The 19,505-nt window shown below is 70.2% G+C and carries 16 protein-coding genes and 2 tRNA genes; 7 read left to right on the top strand and 11 right to left on the bottom strand.

Annotated elements, in window-relative coordinates:
- Nucleotides 1-4: 4 nt before the first annotated feature.
- From AB0L56_RS28920 to AB0L56_RS28910, 3 genes are all read right to left on the bottom strand, one after another.
- On the bottom strand, nt 5-1,525 hold the full coding sequence (locus AB0L56_RS28920) for a folylpolyglutamate synthase/dihydrofolate synthase family protein (RefSeq protein WP_361023204.1): 1,521 nt from the start codon (nt 1,523-1,525) through the stop codon (nt 5-7).
- 55 nt (nt 1,526-1,580) lie between these two features.
- Complete coding sequence (locus tag AB0L56_RS28915; protein ID WP_365428374.1) at nt 1,581-2,630, bottom strand: acyltransferase; 1,050 nt, start codon at nt 2,628-2,630, stop codon at nt 1,581-1,583.
- 147 nt (nt 2,631-2,777) lie between these two features.
- Nucleotides 2,778-5,402, bottom strand: coding sequence for a valine--tRNA ligase (locus AB0L56_RS28910; protein WP_365428371.1), 2,625 nt, complete (start codon nt 5,400-5,402; stop codon nt 2,778-2,780).
- Nucleotides 5,403-5,539: 137 nt separating this feature from the next.
- On the opposite strand from AB0L56_RS28910, the gene AB0L56_RS28905 reads away from it, so the two are divergent.
- On the top strand, nt 5,540-6,496 hold the full coding sequence (locus AB0L56_RS28905) for a hypothetical protein (protein ID WP_365428368.1): 957 nt from the start codon (nt 5,540-5,542) through the stop codon (nt 6,494-6,496).
- A 36-nt stretch (nt 6,497-6,532) separates the two neighbouring features.
- On the top strand, nt 6,533-7,432 hold the full coding sequence (locus tag AB0L56_RS28900) for a hypothetical protein (RefSeq protein WP_361023215.1): 900 nt from the start codon (nt 6,533-6,535) through the stop codon (nt 7,430-7,432).
- Between the two features lie 73 nt (nt 7,433-7,505).
- Here the strand turns inward: AB0L56_RS28900 and clpX are convergent, their stop codons facing one another.
- From clpX to AB0L56_RS28875, 5 genes are all read right to left on the bottom strand, one after another.
- The gene (clpX, locus tag AB0L56_RS28895) at nt 7,506-8,792 is read right to left on the bottom strand and encodes an ATP-dependent Clp protease ATP-binding subunit ClpX (protein ID WP_365428364.1); all 1,287 of its coding nucleotides are present in this window, start codon (nt 8,790-8,792) and stop codon (nt 7,506-7,508) included.
- 182 nt (nt 8,793-8,974) lie between these two features.
- Nucleotides 8,975-9,631 carry an ATP-dependent Clp protease proteolytic subunit gene (locus tag AB0L56_RS28890; protein ID WP_365428407.1) on the bottom strand — a complete coding sequence of 219 codons (657 nt, stop codon included), beginning with the start codon at nt 9,629-9,631 and terminating at the stop codon, nt 8,975-8,977.
- A gap of 166 nt (nt 9,632-9,797) precedes the next feature.
- Nucleotides 9,798-10,403 (bottom strand): ATP-dependent Clp protease proteolytic subunit, encoded by a 606-nt coding sequence (locus AB0L56_RS28885; RefSeq protein ID WP_361023432.1) that lies wholly within the window; start codon nt 10,401-10,403, stop codon nt 9,798-9,800.
- 326 nt (nt 10,404-10,729) lie between these two features.
- Entirely contained in the window at nt 10,730-12,142 is a 1,413-nt protein-coding gene (tig, locus tag AB0L56_RS28880) for a trigger factor (protein WP_361023224.1), read from the bottom strand.
- Nucleotides 12,143-12,307: 165 nt separating this feature from the next.
- A tRNA-Pro gene (locus tag AB0L56_RS28875) sits at nt 12,308-12,384 on the bottom strand.
- A gap of 155 nt (nt 12,385-12,539) precedes the next feature.
- On the opposite strand from AB0L56_RS28875, the gene AB0L56_RS28870 reads away from it, so the two are divergent.
- The 3 genes from AB0L56_RS28870 (at nt 12,540) to AB0L56_RS28860 (ending at nt 14,282) form a co-directional block, all read left to right on the top strand.
- Nucleotides 12,540-12,610: transfer RNA gene (locus AB0L56_RS28870), tRNA-Gly, on the top strand.
- A gap of 485 nt (nt 12,611-13,095) precedes the next feature.
- Nucleotides 13,096-13,554 (top strand): hypothetical protein, encoded by a 459-nt coding sequence (locus AB0L56_RS28865; protein ID WP_365428360.1) that lies wholly within the window; start codon nt 13,096-13,098, stop codon nt 13,552-13,554.
- Between the two features lie 65 nt (nt 13,555-13,619).
- Entirely contained in the window at nt 13,620-14,282 is a 663-nt protein-coding gene (locus AB0L56_RS28860) for a Type 1 glutamine amidotransferase-like domain-containing protein (RefSeq protein ID WP_365428357.1), read from the top strand.
- A gap of 87 nt (nt 14,283-14,369) precedes the next feature.
- On the opposite strand, the gene AB0L56_RS28855 is transcribed toward AB0L56_RS28860, so the two are convergent.
- The gene (locus AB0L56_RS28855) at nt 14,370-14,564 is read right to left on the bottom strand and encodes a hypothetical protein (RefSeq protein ID WP_006133597.1); all 195 of its coding nucleotides are present in this window, start codon (nt 14,562-14,564) and stop codon (nt 14,370-14,372) included.
- A 699-nt stretch (nt 14,565-15,263) separates the two neighbouring features.
- Here AB0L56_RS28855 and AB0L56_RS28850 point away from each other — a divergent pair.
- A complete protein-coding gene (locus AB0L56_RS28850) occupies nt 15,264-16,418 on the top strand; it encodes an acyltransferase family protein (protein WP_365428404.1) in 1,155 nt (384 codons plus the stop codon).
- Nucleotides 16,419-16,424: 6 nt separating this feature from the next.
- On the opposite strand, the gene AB0L56_RS28845 is transcribed toward AB0L56_RS28850, so the two are convergent.
- The gene (locus tag AB0L56_RS28845) at nt 16,425-16,889 is read right to left on the bottom strand and encodes an HD domain-containing protein (RefSeq protein ID WP_361023231.1); all 465 of its coding nucleotides are present in this window, start codon (nt 16,887-16,889) and stop codon (nt 16,425-16,427) included.
- Between the two features lie 18 nt (nt 16,890-16,907).
- Nucleotides 16,908-18,086, bottom strand: a complete 1,179-nt coding sequence (locus AB0L56_RS28840) for a PP2C family protein-serine/threonine phosphatase (RefSeq protein ID WP_361023234.1) — start codon at nt 18,084-18,086, stop codon at nt 16,908-16,910.
- A 163-nt stretch (nt 18,087-18,249) separates the two neighbouring features.
- Here AB0L56_RS28840 and AB0L56_RS28835 point away from each other — a divergent pair, with 163 nt between their 5' ends.
- On the top strand, nt 18,250-19,503 hold the full coding sequence (locus AB0L56_RS28835; protein WP_365428352.1) for a GNAT family N-acetyltransferase: 1,254 nt from the start codon (nt 18,250-18,252) through the stop codon (nt 19,501-19,503).
- Nucleotides 19,504-19,505 lie beyond the last annotated feature (2 nt).

Below are 19,505 nucleotides of genomic sequence, written 5' to 3'. Positions count from 1 at the left end.
GAACTCAGCCCCTTCCCAGGAGCAGTCGGGCCTCGCCGACGGTGATGACGGAACCGGTGACGAGGACACCGCCGCCCGCGAACTCGCCCTCCTCCTCGGCCAGCGTGATCGCGGCCTCCAGCGCGTCCGGCAGCCGCGGCTCGACCTGGACGCGGTCCTCGCCGAACACCTCGACGGCGACCGCGGCCAGCTCGTCGGCGTCCATCGCGCGGTGGCTGGAGTTCTGGGTGACGACGATCTCGGCGAAGACGGGCTCGAACGCCTCCAGCAGCCCGCGCACGTTCTTGTCGCCGCTCGCGCCGACCACCCCGATGAGCCGGCTGAACTGGAACGCCTCTCCGATCGCCTCGGCCGCCGCCCGCGCACCCGCGGGGTTGTGTGCGGCGTCCAGGACGACGGTCGGCGACCGGCGGACGACCTCCAGCCGCCCCGGGGAGGCGACGGAGGCGAACGCCTTGCGCACCGTGTCGATGTCGAGCGGCTCGACGCGCTGCGCGCCGACACCGAAGAACGCCTCCACGGCGGCGAGCGCCACGGCCGCGTTGTGCGCCTGGTGGGCGCCGTGCAGCGGGAGATACACGTCGGTGTACTCGCCGCCCAGTCCGCGCAGGGTCACCTGCTGGCCGCCCACCGCGACCTGCCGGGTGACGACGCCGAACTCGAGCCCCTCGCGGGCCACCGTCGCGTCCACCTCGACGGCCTTCTTCAGCAGCACCTGAGCGGCTTCCACCGACTGCTGGGCCATGATCACCGTCGCGTCCCGCTTGACGATGCCCGCCTTCTCGGTGGCGATCTCCGCGGAGGTGGCGCCCAGCCGGTCGGTGTGGTCGAGGTCTATCGGCGTCACCACGGCGACGCTGCCGTCGATCACGTTGGTCGCGTCCCAGCTGCCGCCCATCCCTACCTCGACGACCGCCACGTCCACGGGAGCGTCGGCGAAGGCGGCGTACGCCATGCCGGTCAGCACCTCGAAGAAGGACAGCCGGTACTCCTGCTGGGCGTCGACCATCTCGACGTACGGCTTGATGTCCTGGTACGTCTCGATGAACCGCTCCGCGGAGACCGGCGCCCCGTCGAGGCTGATCCGCTCGGTGACCGACTGGACGTGCGGGGACGTGTACCGGCCGGTGCGCAGCTCGAACGCGCCGAGCAGCGCCTCGATCATGCGGGCGGTGGAGGTCTTGCCGTTGGTGCCGGTGATGTGGATCGACGGGTACGAGCGCTGCGGCTCGCCCAGCACGTCCATCAGCGCGGAGATCCGGGCGACCGACGGCTCCAGCTTCGTCTCGCCCCAGCGGGTGGCGAGCTCCCCCTCGACCTCGCGCAGGGCCCGGTCGACCTCGGGGTCCTCGGGCCGCGCGGGCACGTCCGCCTGCGGCGGGCCGCCCTGGGTGCGCAGGGTGCGGCTGCCCGCCTCGATCACCGCGAGGTCGGGATCGCGGCGGGTCTCCTCCTCGACGAGCTCCGCGAACTCGTCAAAGGTGTCGTCCGGGTCGGGACCTGCTGATTCTGGGCGCTCGCTCACGGTCCCCAGTCTACGGAGCCACCGGGCGTGCCCCGGGCAGGCCCCGGCTCCCGCGTCAGCCGAGCCACTTCCGCAGCCCGAGCCGGCCCCACAGGACACTCACGGCGAAGGACAGCACGGCGGCGGCCACCGCTGTCACCGCGAGCGCCGCAGGCGCCCACCACCCCGCCGGGAGCCCCTCCGCGACCGGCCCGACCAGCACCGTCACCCACAGCAGATGCACCAGATAGGTGCCGAACGACGCGTCCGACAGCCGCACCAGCACCCCCCGCGCCCGCTCCGGCACCCGCACCCCCGCCACCGCCCCGAGCACCGCGAAGGTGAGCGTGGCCACCGCCGCGCTCCCGTACGCGGCGGGGTGCCGCACCGTGAGCTGATACACGGTGAGGGCGACGAGGCCGACCGCCGCGCCCGCGAGCCACAGCGGGCGCGGGCCGCGCCGCCGGGCGGCGAGCAGGGCGGCGCCCGCCACCGCGTACCCGAGCGAGGACAGCGACACGCTCCACTCCCAGGAGGGCACCGGCAGCCCGGTCAGCGTCCGCAGGTCCCCGGTGGCCGCCGGTGCGACGGCGAAGGCGACGAGCAGCAGCAGCGACCGGCGGGGCAGGACGTGCCGCCGGAGGACGAGCACGGCGGAGCCGAGGAGCAGCAGGAGGGGGATGTAGGTGTAGAGGTACCAGAGGTGGAAGGCGGCCTCCACGGAACCGAACAGCGCCCGCAGCGCCTCCCCGGCGCCGCCGTCCGGGGGCGGCCCGGACACGTACTGCCAGAGGAGGTAGAGCGCCGTCCACACCGCCATCGGACGCAGGATCCGTCCGAGCCGGGCGAGGAGCCGGCGCTCGTCGCGCACCGGCGACCCGGCGAGGGCGGCCCACCCGGCCATCGCGAAGAACGCGGGCACGGCGAACCGGCCGGCCGAGTCGCCGACGACGCCGGTGGTGCGGTGCCCCGCGTCGAGGAACTCGGCGGAGGCGTGCACCAGGACGACGGCGGCGGTGCACAGGACGCGCAGCAGGTCGATGTCGAGCCGCCGCTCCGTGCCGGGGCCGTCCCGCGCGGTCGGCTTCGCGGGCAGCGGCGCGGCGGAGGGCGCGGTTCCGGGCATCGTGGGCGGGCTCCTGACGGCGGCGGCCCGTGGGGCCGGGCGGTGGGCGAAGCCGCAGGTTCCCGCGGCCGGGTTACACGATCCCCACCAGGACGTGAACGGCCCCCGACCGGAGCGGTCGGGGGCCGTGGGCGCCGTGGAGCCGGGTCAGGCCTCGGGCAGGCGGTCCAGCTGGGTGCCGATGCGGAGGATGTCCTCCTCCGCCTTCGCCAGCCGCGTGCGGATCTTGACCACGACGTGGTCCGGGGCCTTCGCCAGGAACGCCTCGTTGCCGAGCTTCGCCGTCGCCTGGGCCTTCTCCTTCTCGGCGGCGGCGAGGTCCTTGGCGAGGCGCTTGCGCTCGGCGGCGACGTCGATCACGCCGGACAGGTCCAGCGCGACCTCGACACCGGCGACGGGCAGGGTCGCCGTCGCGGTGAACGCGTCGCCCTCCGGCTGGAGGCGCAGCAGCTGCCGGATGGCCGGCTCGTGCGGGGCGAGCGCCGTGCCGACGAGGGTCAGCCGCGCCGGAACCCGCTGGCCGGGCTGCAGGCCCTGGTCGGCGCGGAAGCGGCGGACCTCGGTGATCACCGACTGGAGCGTCCCGATCTCCCGCTCGGCGTCGGCGTCCCGGAAGCCGCTGTCGGCGGGCCAGTCGGCGATGACGACCGACTCTCCGCCCGTCAGCGTCGTCCACAGTGTCTCGGTGACGAACGGGACGACCGGGTGGAGCAGCCTGAGCGTGACGTCGAGGACCTCGCCGAGGACCCGCTTGCTGACCTCGGCCGGCTCGCCGCCCGCCTGGAACGTCGTCTTGGACAGCTCGACGTACCAGTCGAAGACCTCGTCCCAGGCGAAGTGGAACAGCGCGTCCGACAGCTTGGCGAACTGGAAGTCCTCGTAGTACGCGTCGACTTCGGCGACGACCGAGTTCAGCCGGGACAGGATCCAGCGGTCGGTCGGCGACATCGTCGACGGGTCCGGCAGCGGGCCCTCGACCGTGGCGCCGTTCATCAGGGCGAAGCGGGTCGCGTTCCAGATCTTGTTGGCGAAGTTGCGCGAGCCCTGGACCCAGTCCTCGCCGATCGGCACGTCGACGCCCGGGTTGGCGCCGCGGGCCAGGGTGAAGCGCAGGGCGTCGGAGCCGTACTTGTCCATCCAGTCCAGCGGGTTGACCGCGTTGCCGAAGGACTTCGACATCTTCTTGCCGAACTGGTCGCGGACCATGCCGTGCAGGGCGATGGTGTGGAACGGCGGGGTGCCGTCCATGGCGTAGAGGCCGAACATCATCATCCGGGCGACCCAGAAGAAGAGGATGTCGTAGCCGGTGACCAGGACGGAGTTGGGGTAGAACTTCGCGAGCGACTCGGTCTGCTCGGGCCAGCCGAGGGTGGAGAACGGCCACAGGCCCGAGGAGAACCAGGTGTCCAGGACGTCGGTGTCCTGGTGCCAGCCCTCACCACCGGGCGGCTCCTCGTCGGGACCGACGCAGACGACCTCGCCGTTCGGCCCGTACCAGACCGGGATGCGGTGGCCCCACCACAACTGCCGCGAGATGCACCAGTCGTGGAGGTTGTCGACCCAGTCGAAGTACCGCTTCTCCATCTCCTGCGGGTGGATCTTGACGCGGCCGTCGCGGACGGCGTCACCGGCCGCCTTCGCCAGCGGGCCGACCTTGACCCACCACTGCATGGACAGCCGCGGCTCGACGGTGGTCTTGCAGCGCGAGCAGTGGCCGACCGAGTGGACGTAGGGCCGCTTCTCGGCAACGATCCGGCCCTCGGCGCGCAGCGCGGCGACGATGGCGGAGCGGGCCTCGAGCCGGTCCAGGCCCTGGAAGGGGCCGTGGGCGGTGATGATCGCGTGCTCGTCCATGACCGCGATGGCGGGCAGGTCGTGCCGCCGGCCGATCTCGAAGTCGTTCGGGTCGTGCGCCGGCGTCACCTTGACGGCGCCCGTGCCGAACTCGGGGTCGACGTGCTCGTCCGCGACGACCGGGATGGAACGGTCGGTCAGGGGCAGCTTGATGAGCTTGCCGACGAGATGCCGGTAGCGCTCGTCGTCCGGGTGGACGGCGACAGCGGTGTCACCGAGCATGGTCTCGGCGCGGGTGGTGGCGACGACGATGGTGTCGTCGCCGTCGCCGTACTTCATGGAGACGAGCTCGCCGTCGTCGTCCTGGTACTCGACCTCGATGTCGGAGATCGCGGTCAGACAGCGCGGGCACCAGTTGATGATGCGCTCGGCGCGGTAGATCAGCTCGTCGTCGTAGAGCCGCTTGAAGATGGTCTGGACGGCGCTCGACAGGCCCTCGTCCATGGTGAAGCGCTCACGGGACCAGGCGACGCCGTCGCCGAGGCGGCGCATCTGGCCGGAGATCTGCCCGCCGGACTCGCGCTTCCACTGCCAGACCCTCTCGACGAACGCCTCACGGCCCAGGTCGTGACGGGACTTGCCCTCCTTGGCGAGCTCCCGCTCGACGACGTTCTGCGTGGCGATGCCGGCGTGGTCCATGCCGGGCTGCCACAGCGTCTCGAAGCCCTGCATGCGCTTGCGGCGGGTGAGGGCGTCGATGAGCGTGTGCTCGAAGGCGTGCCCGAGGTGCAGGCTGCCGGTGACGTTCGGCGGCGGGATGACGATGGTGTAGGGCGGCTTGTCGCTCTTCTCGTCCGCCTCGAAGTAACCGCGCTCTACCCAGCGCTCGTACAGCGGCCCCTCTACATCGGCCGGCGCGTACTGGGTCGGCAGTTCGGTGGTGGGCGCTGGTGGCTGCTGCTGAGCGTTCTCGGTCACGCGGCTCAGTTTAGAGGCGTCACGGGCCTGTCCCGAAACGGGATTCCTTTGTAACGGTGCGGCCCCCGCCGACCTGAAGGTGTCACTGCTGAGTCAGGATGTCAGCAACGCATAAGCATCTGGAGGGGAACCCAGAAATGAGCTACAACCAGCCGGGCCCGTACGGCGGGCAGCCACAGCAGCCCGGACCGTACGGCCAGCCGGGTCCTTACGGCCAGCAGCCGCAGGCTCCGGGGCCCGGCTACGGCTACCCCCAGCAGACGCCCCCGCCCGGCCAGCCCGGATACGGCTATCCGCAGGGGCCCGGCCAGCCCGGAGTCCCGCCCCAGCAGCCCCCGTACGGCCAGCAGCCTCCCTACGGCCAGGCCCCGTACGGCATGCCGCCCCAGCCCCCGGCGTCGGGCGGCGGCGGCAAGACGGCCGCGATCGTCATCGGCGCGGTGGCGGTCGTGGCGGCCATCGGCGTGGGCGCGTACTTCGTGATCGGCGGGGGCGGCGGCGCGGGCGGCGTGGAGGACGACGGCCCGCACAAGCTGTCGACGCCGACGACGCTGATGAGCGAGTACACCCGGGTCGGTGAGGGCGGCGAGGACTCCAGCTCCGGCACGGTGGACGACCTGGCCAAGGGCGGCGTCAAGGACGGCAAGTCCGTCGGCGCCTCCTACTCGACGGCCGACTTCAGCGGCTACGACCCGCAGGACCCGACCACGCTCCCCGACCGGTCCGAGTTGCTGACCGCGAGGGGCGTGTCGTTCTTCGGCGCCTACGGCGAGGTCACCGACCCGGAGGCGGTGCTCGACAAGATCTTCGCGTCCCTCAAGAAGGAGACGGACAAGGGGTCGAGCAACGAGCTGATGTCCGAGCTGGTAGGCGAGCCGGAGTCGGTCGACATGGACGGCGCGGTGATGAAGTGCCAGGCGGCCAAGGGCACCAACAACCTCACCAAGAAGCCGACGACCAACTGGTTCTGCGCCTGGGCCGACTACAGCACCGTCGCGATCGTCTCGCCCGGTGACAACACCAAGGACATCACCAAGAGCGCCGCCTCGGACATCACCACCAAGATCCGCAACGAGGTCCGGGTCAAGGCCTGACCGCCACCGCATCGCCATCTGGAGGGGAATCCAGTCATGAGTCACAACCAGCCGGGCCCGTACGGGGGACAGCCCCAGCAGCCGGGGCCGTACGGACAGCCGGGTCCCTACGGCGGCCAGCCGCCGGGGTCGCCCCAGCCCGGCTACGGCTACCCGCAGCAGGCGCCTCCGCCCGGGCAGCCCGGCGTTCCGCCGCAGCAGCCGCCGTACGGCCAGGCGCCGTACGGCATGCCGCCGCAGCCCCCGGCGGCGGGTGGCGGCAGCGGCAAGAAGACCGGTCTGATCATCGGCGCGGTCGCGGTCGTGGCGGCGATCGGTGTGGGCGCGTACTTCGTCTTCGGCGGGGGCGGCGGTACGGACATCGCGGACGACGGGCCGCACAAGCTGGAGCCGCCGTCCTCGGTCGGCGAGTACAAGAAGAGCGGCTCCGGTTCGAGCGACGGCGGCCCGACGGGGGCCGAGTCCGCCGCCGACCTGGAGAAGCTCGGCATCAAGAGCGGCACGGTGGTGAAAGCGTCGTACGCCAGCGGCTCGGCCGGCAAGCTGGGCAAGGCCATGGCGTTCAACGGCGCCTACGGGGAGATCGGCGACCCGGAGGCCACCATCGACAAGGGCTTCGCCACCGCCCACGAGAACTCCAAGGACACCGGCGACAACACGGGTGAGGCGGAGGCGGTCACCTGGAAGGGCAGCCCCGAGACGGTCGAGCCGAACGGTCTCGACGGTGCCGTCATGAAGTGCCAGACGGCCTCGATCTCCGAGGGCGACCAGAAGCTCGAGATGCCGGTGTGCGTGTGGGCCGACCACAGCACCTACGGCGTGGTCAACGGGCTGGACCTGGCCGCGGCGCAGAGGGGCGGCAGCGGCGGCCTGGCCACGGACGACGTCGCCTCGTTCGCGACGGAACTGCGCTCCGCGGCGCGGGTGAAGGCCTGAGCACACCACCGTACGAACGCCGGAGGGGCCCCGGATCGACCGGGGCCCCTTCGCAATTGCTGTGCGGTGGCGGCTACGCCGTCTTCTGCTCGCCCGAGCCCCGGCCGCGGGCGTCGCGCGGGATCAGGGTGGGGTTGACGTTGGAGAGGACCACGTCGGCGGTGATGACGACGCGGGCGACGTCCTTGCGGGACGGGACTTCGTACATCACGCCCTGGAGGACCTCCTCCATGATGGCGCGCAGGCCGCGGGCGCCGGTCTGGCGGAGGATGGCCTGGTCGGCGATGGCCTCCAGCGCCTCGCGCTCGAAGTCCAGCTCCACACCGTCGAGTTCGAAGAGGCGCTGGTACTGCTTCACCAGGGCGTTGCGCGGCTCGACCAGGATCTGGAGCAGGGCCTCGCGGTCCAGGTTGTGGACGCTGGTGATGACCGGGAGCCGGCCGATGAACTCGGGGATCATGCCGAACTTGACCAGGTCCTCCGGCATGACCTCCTCGAACTGGTCCTTGGAGTCCCGCTCCTGCTTGGAGATGATCGTCGCGCCGAAGCCGATGCCCTTGGCGCCGGCCCGGCCCTCGATGATCTTCTCCAGTCCGGCGAAGGCGCCGCCCACGATGAACAGCACGTTCGTCGTGTCGATCTGGATGAACTCCTGGTGCGGGTGCTTGCGGCCGCCCTGCGGCGGGACGGAGGCCGTGGTGCCCTCGAGGATCTTCAGCAGGGCCTGCTGTACGCCCTCACCGCTGACGTCGCGGGTGATCGACGGGTTCTCACTCTTGCGGGCGACCTTGTCGATCTCGTCGATGTAGATGATCCCGGTCTCGGCCTTCTTGACGTCGTAGTCGGCCGCCTGGATCAGCTTCAGCAGGATGTTCTCGACGTCCTCGCCGACGTAACCCGCCTCGGTGAGCGCCGTGGCGTCGGCGATCGCGAAGGGGACGTTCAGCATGCGGGCGAGGGTCTGGGCCAGCAGGGTCTTGCCGGAGCCGGTGGGGCCCAGCAGCAGGATGTTGGACTTCGCCAGCTCGATGGCGTCCTCACGGCCCTGCGCGCCGCCGTTCTCTCCGGCCTGGACGCGTTTGTAGTGGTTGTACACGGCGACGGAGAGGGCCTTCTTGGCCGCCTCCTGCCCCACCACGTACCCCTCGAGGAACTCGTAGATCTCGCGGGGCTTGGGGAGCTCCTCCCAGCGGACCTCGCTGGTCTCGGCGAGCTCTTCCTCGATGATCTCGTTGCAGAGATCGATGCACTCGTCGCAGATGTACACACCGGGCCCTGCGATGAGCTTCTTGACCTGCTTCTGGCTCTTGCCGCAGAACGAGCACTTGAGCAGATCGCCGCCGTCACCGATGCGTGCCACGGTGTGCTTCCCCTTCGCCTGGGAGACGACCGGACGTCCGTGTCCGGCGGCTCCTGGTGCTGCCTTATGTCCGACGGTACCTTGCCGAGCCCCCCGTTCGGGCCCCCCTTGGCACGGTTCACTTTGACGTGGACCGTGCCAAACCGTGCCAAGGGGCGGCAGACGTTACACCCCGCTCCGCGTCAGCGCAGGCTGGTGTTGTCCATCTTCCGGGTGGTGATGATCTGGTCGATCAGGCCGTACTCCAGCGCGTCCTCGGCCGTGAGGATCTTGTCGCGCTCGATGTCCTCGCGGATCTGGTCGATCGGCCGGGTGGAGTGCTTGGCCAGCATCTCCTCCAGCTGCGTACGCATCCGGAGGATCTCGTTGGCGGCGATCTCCAGGTCGGAGACCTGGCCGCGGCCGGTCTCGCTGTACGGCTGGTGGATCAGCACGCGCGCGTTCGGCAGGGCCATGCGCTTGCCGGGGGTGCCGGCGGCGAGCAGGACGGCGGCGGCGGAGGCGGCCTGGCCCATGCAGACCGTCTGGATGTCCGGCTTCACGTACTGCATCGTGTCGTAGATGGCCGTGAGGGCGGTGAAGGAGCCGCCGGGGCTGTTGATGTAGACCGAGATGTCCCGGTCCGGGTCCATCGACTCCAGGCACAGCAGCTGCGCCATGACGTCGTTGGCGGAGGCGTCGTCGATCTGGACGCCGAGGAAGATCACCCGCTCCTCGAAGAGCTTCGCGTACGGGTCGTACTCGCGGATGCCCTGGGAGGTGCGCTCGACGAAGCGCGGGATGACGTAGCGGGACTCGGCCGCGGGGCCGGTGTACTCGGCGCTGGGGGTACCTCCCACGCCCTTAAGGCTGTGGGGGAGGTCGTACAGGCCGCTGCCGGGGAAGTCGTTCACGGTGTCTCCTGGAAAGGGGCTGAGGCGGTCGGCCGGGGCTGCTGGGGCTTGTGGCGCCGGGCCGGAGGGCCCGGGGGGCGTTACGGGGCCGCGGGGGCTCCGTGCGGCCCGCTCAGGCCCCGGTGCCGCCGCCGCCCGGCATGCCGGCGGCCGTGGCGATCACTTCGTCGATGAGGCCGTACTCCTTGGCCTCGAAGGCGTCGAACCATCGGTCGCGGTCGGAGTCGCGGGTGATCTGCTCGACCGTCTGGCCCGTGTGCTGGGAGGTCAGCTCGGCCATGCGCTTCTTGGTGTGCAGCAGACGCTCGGCGTGGATCTTGATGTCCGAGGCCGAACCGGCGAGGCCGGCGGACGGCTGGTGGATCAGGATCTCGGCGTTCGGCAGCGCGAAGCGCTTGCCGGGCGTGCCGGCGCTCAGCAGGAACTGGCCCATGGAGGCCGCGAGGCCCATGGCGATCGTCACCACGTCGTTCTTGATGTACTGCATGGTGTCGTAGATCGCCATGCCGGCCGTGATGGAGCCGCCGGGGCTGTTGATGTACAGGTAGATGTCCTTGTCCGGGTCGGAGGCAAGGAGCAGCAGCTGTGCAGTGATCTTGTTGGCGATGTCGTCGTCGACCGGCTGTCCGAGGAAGATGATCCGCTCGCCGAGCAGCCGGTTGTAGACCTGGTCGCCGAGGCCACCACCGATGGAAGGCTCGCCGGCGGCTGAGGGCATCAGATTCATCACGTATCCACCTGCTCGTCTTACGACGGCGCCGGGCCGTCTCACGTGTCCCTACGGGGTCGGAGCCGTATTCGGTGACTCACGTCCCCTGGTATTCAAGGACCCTAACGCGGTGACTCCGCCAGGGAATCCCGGTAACGGGAGTGTTCGCCGGGGGCGTAGAGGGGTGTACGTCGCGGTGTGCTCCGCCGGAACGGCCCCGCGCCCCCGGTGGGCCCCTGGTGGGCTGCTTCGCCGCCGGACAGCAGGGCCCCGGAGTGCCGTGCACCCCGGGGCCCTGTTGATCACGTCAGATCACGTCAGAGGTGACGCGAGGGTCAGCCCTCGGTCTTCTCCGCGGCGGGGGCCTCGGTGGCCTCGGCCTCGGCCGACTCGGTGGCGTCGGTCGACTCGGTGGCCTCGGTGGCCTCCTCCTCGTCCTCGTCCTCGAGGTCGACGATCTCGCCGTTGGTGTCCTTGACCGTGGCCTTCTCGACCACGACGGCCAGGGCCTTGCCGCGGGCGACCTCGCCGACGAGGAGCGGGACCTGGCCCTGCTCGACGACGGCCTGGGCGAACTGGTCGGGGGACATGCCGGAGGAGGCGGCGCGCCGCATGAGGTGCTCGGTGAGCTCCTCCTGGTTGACGTTGAGCTTCTCCTGCTTCACCAGCTCGTCGAGCACGAACTGGGTCTTGATGCCCTTGACCGCGGCCTCACGGGTCTCGGTCTCGAACTCCTCCTCGGTCTTGCCCTGGATCTCCAGGTACTTCGCGAGGTCCAGGCCCATCTGGCCGAGCTGGTGGTGCTCGAGGTTGTGCTTGCGCGTGTTGATCTCGTCCTCGAGCAGCTTTTCGGGGACCGGGACCTCGACCAGCTCGAGCAGCTTCTCCAGGACGCGCTCCTGGGCCTGCGTGGCCTGGTCGTACTGCTTCATGTTCTCCAGGCGCTTGCGGCTGTCCGCCCGCAGCTCCTCGAGGGTGTCGAACTCGGAGGCGAGCTGGGCGAAGTCGTCGTCCAGCTCGGGCAGCTCGCGCTTGGCGACCTGGGTGACCTTGACGGTGACCTCGGCCTCCTTGCCGGCCGCCGAGCCGCCCTTGAGCTCGGAGGTGAAGGTGGCCTCCCCACCGGCCTCCAGGCCCGTCACGGCGTCGTCGATGCCATCCAGCAGCTCACCGGAGCCGATGGTGTAGGAGACATCGTCGGCCACGCCGTCCTCGAGGACCTCGCCGTCGACCTTGGCCTTCAGGTCGATGGTGACGACGTCGCCCTCCTCGGCGGCGCGCTCCACCGGGGAGGTGGAGGCGAAGCGCTCGCGGAGCTGCTCGACCGACTTGTCGACGTCCTCTTCGGTGACCTCGACGGCGTCGACCTCGACCTCGATGCCGGAGTAGTCCGGGATCTCGATGGCCGGGCGGATGTCGACCTCGGCGGTGAAGTTCAGCGTCTCGCCGTCCTTCAGCTCCGTGATGTCGACCTCAGGCTGGCCCAGCGGGCTCAGCTCGGCCTCGTTGACGGCGTCGGTGTAGAACTTCGGAAGGGCGTCGTTGACGGCCTCCTCCAGCACCGCACCGCGGCCGAAGCGCTGGTCGATGACCCGGGCCGGGACCTTGCCCTTGCGGAAGCCCTTCACCGTGACCTGCTGGTTGATCTTCTTGTACGCCGCGTCGAGGCTGTCCTTGAGCTCCTCGAAGGGCACCTCGACAGTGAGCCGAACCCGGGTCGGGTTCAGGGTCTCCACGGCGCTCTTCACGGTTCGGTCTCCTTGTGGCTGACTTCTCGGGTTCTGCCGGGACCAGAGCGGTCCGGCCGATTCGCCGCCCGGAGGACTTCAGAGACACACAGGGCGCGCAACTTGCATAGTAACGGCAGCGGCTACGGCACCCAAAAGGCGATCACCGGTGCGTGAGCAGGTGCGTGGTCGGGGTGGCGGGATTTGAACCCACGGCCTTCCGCTCCCAAAGCGGACGCGCTACCAAGCTGCGCCACACCCCGTCTGGTGCGACACGTAGGGTACATGCACCCAGGCCGGATCGGCCGCCGCATTTCCGGGCGCGGTGCGGGGCCGGAAACGGAGTGTGCGCCGGAGGCGTACGACCCGCTACGATGCCTGTCAGTGCCGCGGTCGCCCCACGCGCGGCGCACTCCGTGCGGGCGTAGCTCAATGGTAGAGCCCCAGTCTTCCAAACTGGCTACGCGGGTTCGATTCCCGTCGCCCGCTCTGACATGGCTCAGGCCCAGGTGAGAGGGTGTTTACCCACTCCCTGGGCCTGAGTCGTCCCGTGGGCCTGATCAGCCCCCCGTGCCCCCTGCGTGCCCCTTGGGCTTCCGAGCCTCGCCCCTTCCCGCCCCTGTCGACGAGTCCGGACACAGCATCCGCGATCAGCCGGTCACGCTCAGCGCTGGCGTGTTGGTAGATCAGCGCGGCCCGGGCGGCGCTGTGGCCCATGCGCGCCATGAGCTCGCGGGTGCCGGCACCGCGACCGCGGCGAGCGTGTTGCCGCTTGTCAGCGAGCCAGGCACCCCCATCCCTCTTGGTGCGGAACGTCTCCGGAGCAGGACGCGGTTGCCCGTCAGAGCAGAGGTAGCGGGGCCAGTAGCGGCCGGACGGAAGCTTGCGGACCCGCGCGAACCGGCGGCGCGGCACCGCCGGCCGCCCGCTCCCGCCCAAAACCGCTTCGCTGACCGCTCGGTAACGTGCACACCGTGAACCCTGAGGACAGTTTTGGGCTGAGGAAGGCCGCGCCGGGTGAGATCAGCCGCCTGCGTCAGCTTGCCGAGCAGGTACGGCAGGATCTGTCAGCCTCAGGCCTGACCGTCCACCCTACTGATCAGCACGGCGTGGCCCTGGGGGAAGGGGGTGGTCTTGAGATCGAGTTGGACGAGTTCGATGATGCCGCGGGCGGTGTCTGGCTTCACTGGCGACTACACGTCCGCACGCAGGAGAGGGTCCGGGCCGCCATCCAGCGTGGGCAAACCGATGATCCTCTTCTGAAGGCGGCAAGCCAGATCTACGAGCACATGGTGACGACCATCATCGCCATGCTGACGTCGCTCGGCTACGAGGCTGAGCGCAGCGATGATGACTACCGCCTCTACGCCGTGCGTGTGATCGCTCCGCCGGAAGCCTCACCGACCGCGTGCAGGGTGCCTGAAGCGCGATGAGTTTCCGTGCGGTCCCAGGTCTACACAGGCGTCCACCTTCCGCGCGCGCACATCTGGGAGAACCCTTGAAGCTCTTGCTCACGTCAGGCGGCGTTACGAACCCGAGTATCCGCTCGGCACTCCTGGAACTTCTCGGCAAGCCGATCGAGGAGTGCCATGCCCTCTGTGTCCCGACGGCACAGTGGGGTCATCCGATGTGCCGTCCGACATCGGTGCGGGGGTTCGCGGCCGGCGAGGACCGCTGGCAGTACCTGTCGGGCCTGGGCTGGGGGTCGCTCGGTGTCCTCGAGCTCACAGCACTGCCCACCATCGGGGCCGAGCGATACGTCCCCTGGATCCGGGAGGCCGACGTGCTCCTGGTGGACGGCGGCGACGCGACCTATCTGTGCCACTGGATGCGGGAGTCCGGGCTGGCGGATCTGCTGCCGTCGCTGCCCGACCTGGTCTGGGTGGGGGTGAGCGCCGGAAGCATGGTGATGACACCCCGGATCGGTGAGTATTTCGTCGAATGGCCGTCCGCGCCGGACGACCGCACCCTGGGAGTCGTCGACTTCTCGATCTTCCCGCACCTGGACCTTTTCCCGCAGAACACCCTGGCCGACGCGGAGCGGTGGGCCGCCGACATCGGCGGTCCGGCCTACGCCATCGACGAACAGACCGCCATCAAGGTCGTCGACGGCTCCGTCGAAGTGGTTTCCGAAGGGCAGTGGAAGAAGTTCGGGTCATAGCCGCCCGGCATCCGAGAGTCAGGGCCGGGTCGAGGTGTTCTCCTGGGCCCGGCCCTGATCGTTTCCGTGGGCGGGGTCGCCGCGGGGTCAGAAGCTGATCGAGTTGATCATCTCCGCTATCGAGTCCAGGAACCGCTGGATGTCGTCGGCCATGCCGGTCGAGGCGAGGAAGAAGCCGAAGAGGACGGCGACGATCGCCGGCCCGGCCTTGATGGAGCCGCCTCTCAGCAGCACCACCAGGATGATCGCCAACAGCAGCACCACAGACAGTGAAATGGCCACAACTGATCACACCCTCGGTCGGTTCGGCTTCCCCGGCCCGGGCGACGCGACCCCGCGCACCCCGCCAGAACCATCGTGCCACCAACAGGGCTCCACCATGCGACCGCTGACGCATCGTCCACATCACGGTGTCCCGGCGCGTGTGCGCGCACCCGCCCCCGAGGGCCAACGGCAGTGTGTCGCACGACAATTCGAAGTGACACCCGCTCAGGGAATTCGAGGGGATCGTTTCCGTCTCCACACAACGCGTTCGCAGGTAATTCGAATTGCCGCCGCAGATCATCCAACGAGCCCTCGGGCGCGCCTTGAAAGACTGACGAAGCCGGACATATCACCGGAGTCGCCTCCCGGTCTTATGCGCCGCTTAGTCCGGAACTGTCATGATAAAGAGGGGCCGTGGGGTGGTCATAGGGTGGTCATAGGGTGGTCAAGTGACGCGGCTGGTTGATGTGTTGACTATCACCCCGGGCCGTATGCGCGCTTTCCTCAATCCGGGGTACCCGAGCCGAATAAACCAGGAATGACGTCGGGCGTTTTACGAAATCCCACGGACAACGCTAGGGTGCCTCAGATGTTCCACGCTGCCTCGTCCCCCGCAAGCGCAGCGAGCTCACCGATCGCCTCCCCGAGCCCCTGCCGGGAGGGTCAGTGACGAACTCGCAGCGACCGTACGGCAACCCCACGCTGCCGCTCCGCCCGGTGCAGTCCCCGGCGGACGGAGTGCCGAGCCCGCGCACCAAGAACAAGGAGATCACCCGGTCGGCGCCGTCCGGCAAACAGCGCGACGCGTTCTTCGACAACGCCAAGTTCCTGGCGATCGTGCTGGTGGCCGTGGGTCACGCCTGGGGTCAGATCCTGGACGACGGAGCGGTGGAGACCGCGTACCGCGTCGTGTACACGTTCCACATGCCGGCGTTCATCCTGATCTCCGGCTACTTCTCGCGCAGTTTCGACCTGCGCCCCAAGCATGTGAAGCGGCTGATCACCGGTGTGATCGTTCCCTATGTCGTCTTCGAGACCGCGTACTCGCTGTTCCAGCGCTACGGGAACGACGACCCGGACCACGGCATCACGCTGCTGGACCCCACCTACCATCTGTGGTTCCTGTGCGCGCTGGTGGTGTGGCGGATGACCACCCCGCTGTGGCGGATGATCCGTCATCCGCTCGCGGTCTCGCTGGTGCTCGCCGCGCTCGGCTCCGTGTCGCCCCAGATCGGTGACGACCTGGAACTCCAGCGGGTGCTGCAGTTCCTGCCGTTCTTCGTGCTGGGCCTGATCCTGCGGCCCGAGCACTTCCAGCGGGTGCATCGCCGCTCGGTGCGCCTGATGTCCCTGCCCCTGCTGGCCGCGGCGACGGTCGTCGCCTGGTGGTCGGTGCCGCGCATGCGACTCGGCTGGCTCTACCACAGCAGCGCCGCGGAGGAGCTGGGCGCGCCGTGGTGGGCGGGCCCGGTCATGGTGTTCGGCACGCTCGGCTGCTCGCTGCTGCTGACCGCCTGCTTCTTCGCCTGGGTGCCGCGCCGGCACATGTGGTTCACGGCGCTCGGCGCGGGCACCATCTACGGCTATCTGCTGCACGCCTTCCTGGTGAAGGCGGGCAACTACGCGGGCTGGTTCGACGACCCGGTGTTCGAGGAGCCGCTCGGCGTGATCGGACTGACCGTCCTCGCGGCCGCCGCCGTCACGGCGCTGTGCACCAAGCCGGTGCAGCGGACGCTGCGGTGCGTGGTGGAGCCGAAGATGGCGTGGGCCTTCCGGGAGGACCCGGGTGGGACGGCCCGCGACCGCGAGCGGCGGACCGGTACTGAGGTGCGTACGCCGGGCGAGAAGGTCTCGGTCCAGCTCTCCAACTGACGGGCGTTATGGACAGGCCAGACCGAGAAGTGCGCGCATATGTGCGTACTTCTCGGTCAGCCGTTTCCGCGTGGGACCGTCGAGGACCGCGAGCCGGGCCGGGTCGGCGTTGTGCGCCAGGTCCGCCTCCTTCACCAGCAGCGCGCCGGGGGTGGCGAGGATGCGGGCCGCGTACGCCTCCGGCGGCTCCCCGGACCGTTTGGTGACCGCGAGGACGATGTCCTTGGTCCGCCGGGTGAGCGCGGCCTCGCGGAGCCACTGTTCCGTCAGCCTGTCGTCCTCGACGGCGTCGTGCAGCCAGGCCGCCGCGATCTGGTCCTCGTCGCCGCCCCGTGCCCTGACGCCCTCGGCGACCGCCCGGAGGTGCTCGGCGTAGGGCCGGCCCGCCTTGTCGGTCTGGCCGTCGTGTGCGGCGCGGGCGATGGCCTCCACCCGGTCCGGGGTCAGCGGGGTGCGCGGTGTCTCGGTCACCCCCACAGTGTGCCCGGGTCAGCGGGCCGCGGCGGCCGTCGGGCCCTCCCGGCATATGAGCAGCAGCGCCCGGTCGTCGTTGACGTCCTTGGCGACCGACTCGATGAGGTGCCAGGCGGCGCCGTGGAAGCCGCCGGCGACATAGCGGTCGGCCTCGCCGGTGAGACGGTCGATGCCCTCGACCATGTCCCGGTCGGAGGTCTCCACCAGACCGTCCGTGAAGAGCATCAGGACGTCCCCGGGGCGCAGCGAGCCCTTCACCGAGTCGAACTGGGCGCCGTCGTACACGCCCAGCAGGGGGCCGTCGGCGGCCTTCTCCTCCCAGCGGCCGCTGCCCGCGCTGAGCTGGAGGCCCGGCGGGTGCCCGGCGGAGTAGAGCTCGTAGTCGCCGGAGTCCAGGTCGAGCACCAGGTGGATGGAGGTGGCGAAGCCCTCCTGCCAGTCCTGGCGCAGCAGATAGCCGTTGGCGGCCGGGAGGAAGGCGTGCGGGGGGAGGCTGCCGAGCAGACCGCCGAAGGCGCCGGACAGCAGCAGGGCGCGCGAACCGGCGTCCATGCCCTTGCCGGAGACGTCCGTCAGCACGACCTCCAGGGTGCGCCCCCCGTTGGTGCGGGCCGCGACCACGAAGTCGCCCGAGAACGACTGTCCGCCCGCCGGGCGCAGGGCCATCTCGCGGTGCCAGCCGTCCGGCAGCTTCGGCAGCTTGCTCTGCACCCGGATGCGTTCGCGCAGGTCGAACAGCATGGTGCCGCCGCGCCGCCAGGGCACGCCCACCCTGCTGCGGAACTGGGCGACGAGCAGCCCGAAGAAGCCGCAGGCCGCGACGACCAGGACCACGCCGGGGGTGACCCGTGCCGCGCCCTCGGTGTAGGGGCCGAGCTGTACCGCCTCCACGATGAGTGCGGTCGCCGCGGCCGCGTACAGGCCGAGCAGGCTCGCCGGGCGCAGCAGCAGTCCGCCCGCGACGATGGGGATGACGAGGGCGGACGGCGCGCACCACACGGAGTTGGCGAGTGTCCCGGCCGCGATCAGCGGGACGGTGAGCAGCAGTCCGGCGAGCGCGATCCAGTCCGAGCCGTCGCCGCGGAAGTAGTCGACGGCGGCCCGGCGCACGCCGACGCGGGCCCGGTGCCACTGCTTCTTCAACCGGGCCGTGAACGTATCGGCTTCCGCGCGCCGCTCTCGTCCTGCTGCCATTAGTTCGGGACCCTATCCATCGGACCGGCCGCTTGGCACGGGAGGTCCTGGTTGTCCCCCCTGATGGGGACCGGACTCACAGTGAACTTCACGGGACACGTCCATGGGGCCGCACGGGAGAAATTCCCTCGCTTGTCCCGCATTGCCCTGGTAGGCATGGCCTATGGCGAACGAGCAGACGGGCCCCACGCCCGAACTCCGGGTACTGAAGCCGGACGAATGGGACAAGATCTACGCGAATCTCATACGTGCCTTCGGCGGTCCCCCGGAGGCGCCCGAGGAGCGGGAACTATGGAACTCGCTCACCGAGTTCGACCGCTTCCTGGGTGCCTGGGACGGCGACGTGTGCGTGGGGTCGGCGGGCGCCTTTTCCTTCCGGCTGACCGTGCCGGGCGGCGCGTCCGTGCCGGCGGCGGGCGTCACCATGGTCAGCGTGGCCGCCACCCACCGGCGGCGCGGGCTGCTGACGTCGATGATGCGACGGCAGCTGGACGACGTGCGTTCCTGGGGGGAGCCGCTGGCGGTGCTCACGGCGTCCGAGCCGGCGATCTACGGCCGGTTCGGCTACGGAGCGGCGACCTTCCAGACGGACGCGACGATCGACACCCGGCGCGCGGGTCTGTCGGTGCCGGCCGGTACGGATGACGTGCGGCTGCGCTATGCGGAGCCCGCCGAGGTGCTCGACGCCTGTGAGGAGGTGTACGCCCGGCTGGTGCCGGGCCGCCCGGGGATGCCGGCGCGTCGGCCCGGCTGGGAGCGGCTCGGGGTGCTCGATCCGGAGAGCCGGCGGGGCGGGGGGTCGCCGCTGCAGTGCGTGGTCGCCGAGCGGGACGGCGGGACGGTGGGGTATGCGCGGTTCCGTGTGAAGCCGAACTGGGGACCGGCCGGGGCCGACGGCGAGGTGGTCCTCAGCGACCTGGAGGCACTGGATCCGGCGGCGAAGGCGGCGCTGTGGCGGTTCCTGTTCGACATCGACCTGACGTCGACGCTGGTGGCACGCGGGCGGCCGGTCGACGACGGCTGGCAGTATCTGGTGTCGGACATACGCCGCTGCCGGCCGACCCTGCGGGACGCGCTGTACGTACGTCTGGTGGACGTCGGCGCGGCGCTGCGGGCGCGGACGTATCAGGCGCCGGTGGACGTCGTGTTCGAGGTGGCGGACCCCTTCTGCCGCTGGAACGAGGGGCGTTGGCGGCTGACCGGGGACGCGAAGGGCGCGTCCTGCGAGCGTACCGAGGACCCGGCCGACCTGGCCCTGTCCGTACGGGAGTTGGGGGCGGCGTATCTGGGCGGGGTGAGCCTCTCGGCGCTCGCCGCGGCGGGCCGGGTGCGTGCACTGCTGCCGGACGCGCTGGCGGAGGCGTCCCTGGCGTTCGGCAACGCCGGTGCGGCGCCTTGGCTGCCGCACGGCTTCTGAGG

This window comes from Streptomyces sp. NPDC052079, assembly GCF_040680275.1.
Lineage (GTDB): Bacteria > Actinomycetota > Actinomycetes > Streptomycetales > Streptomycetaceae > Streptomyces.
The sequence above is the reverse complement of the archived record's forward strand: the minus strand, read 5'-3'. Positions and strand labels throughout refer to the sequence as shown.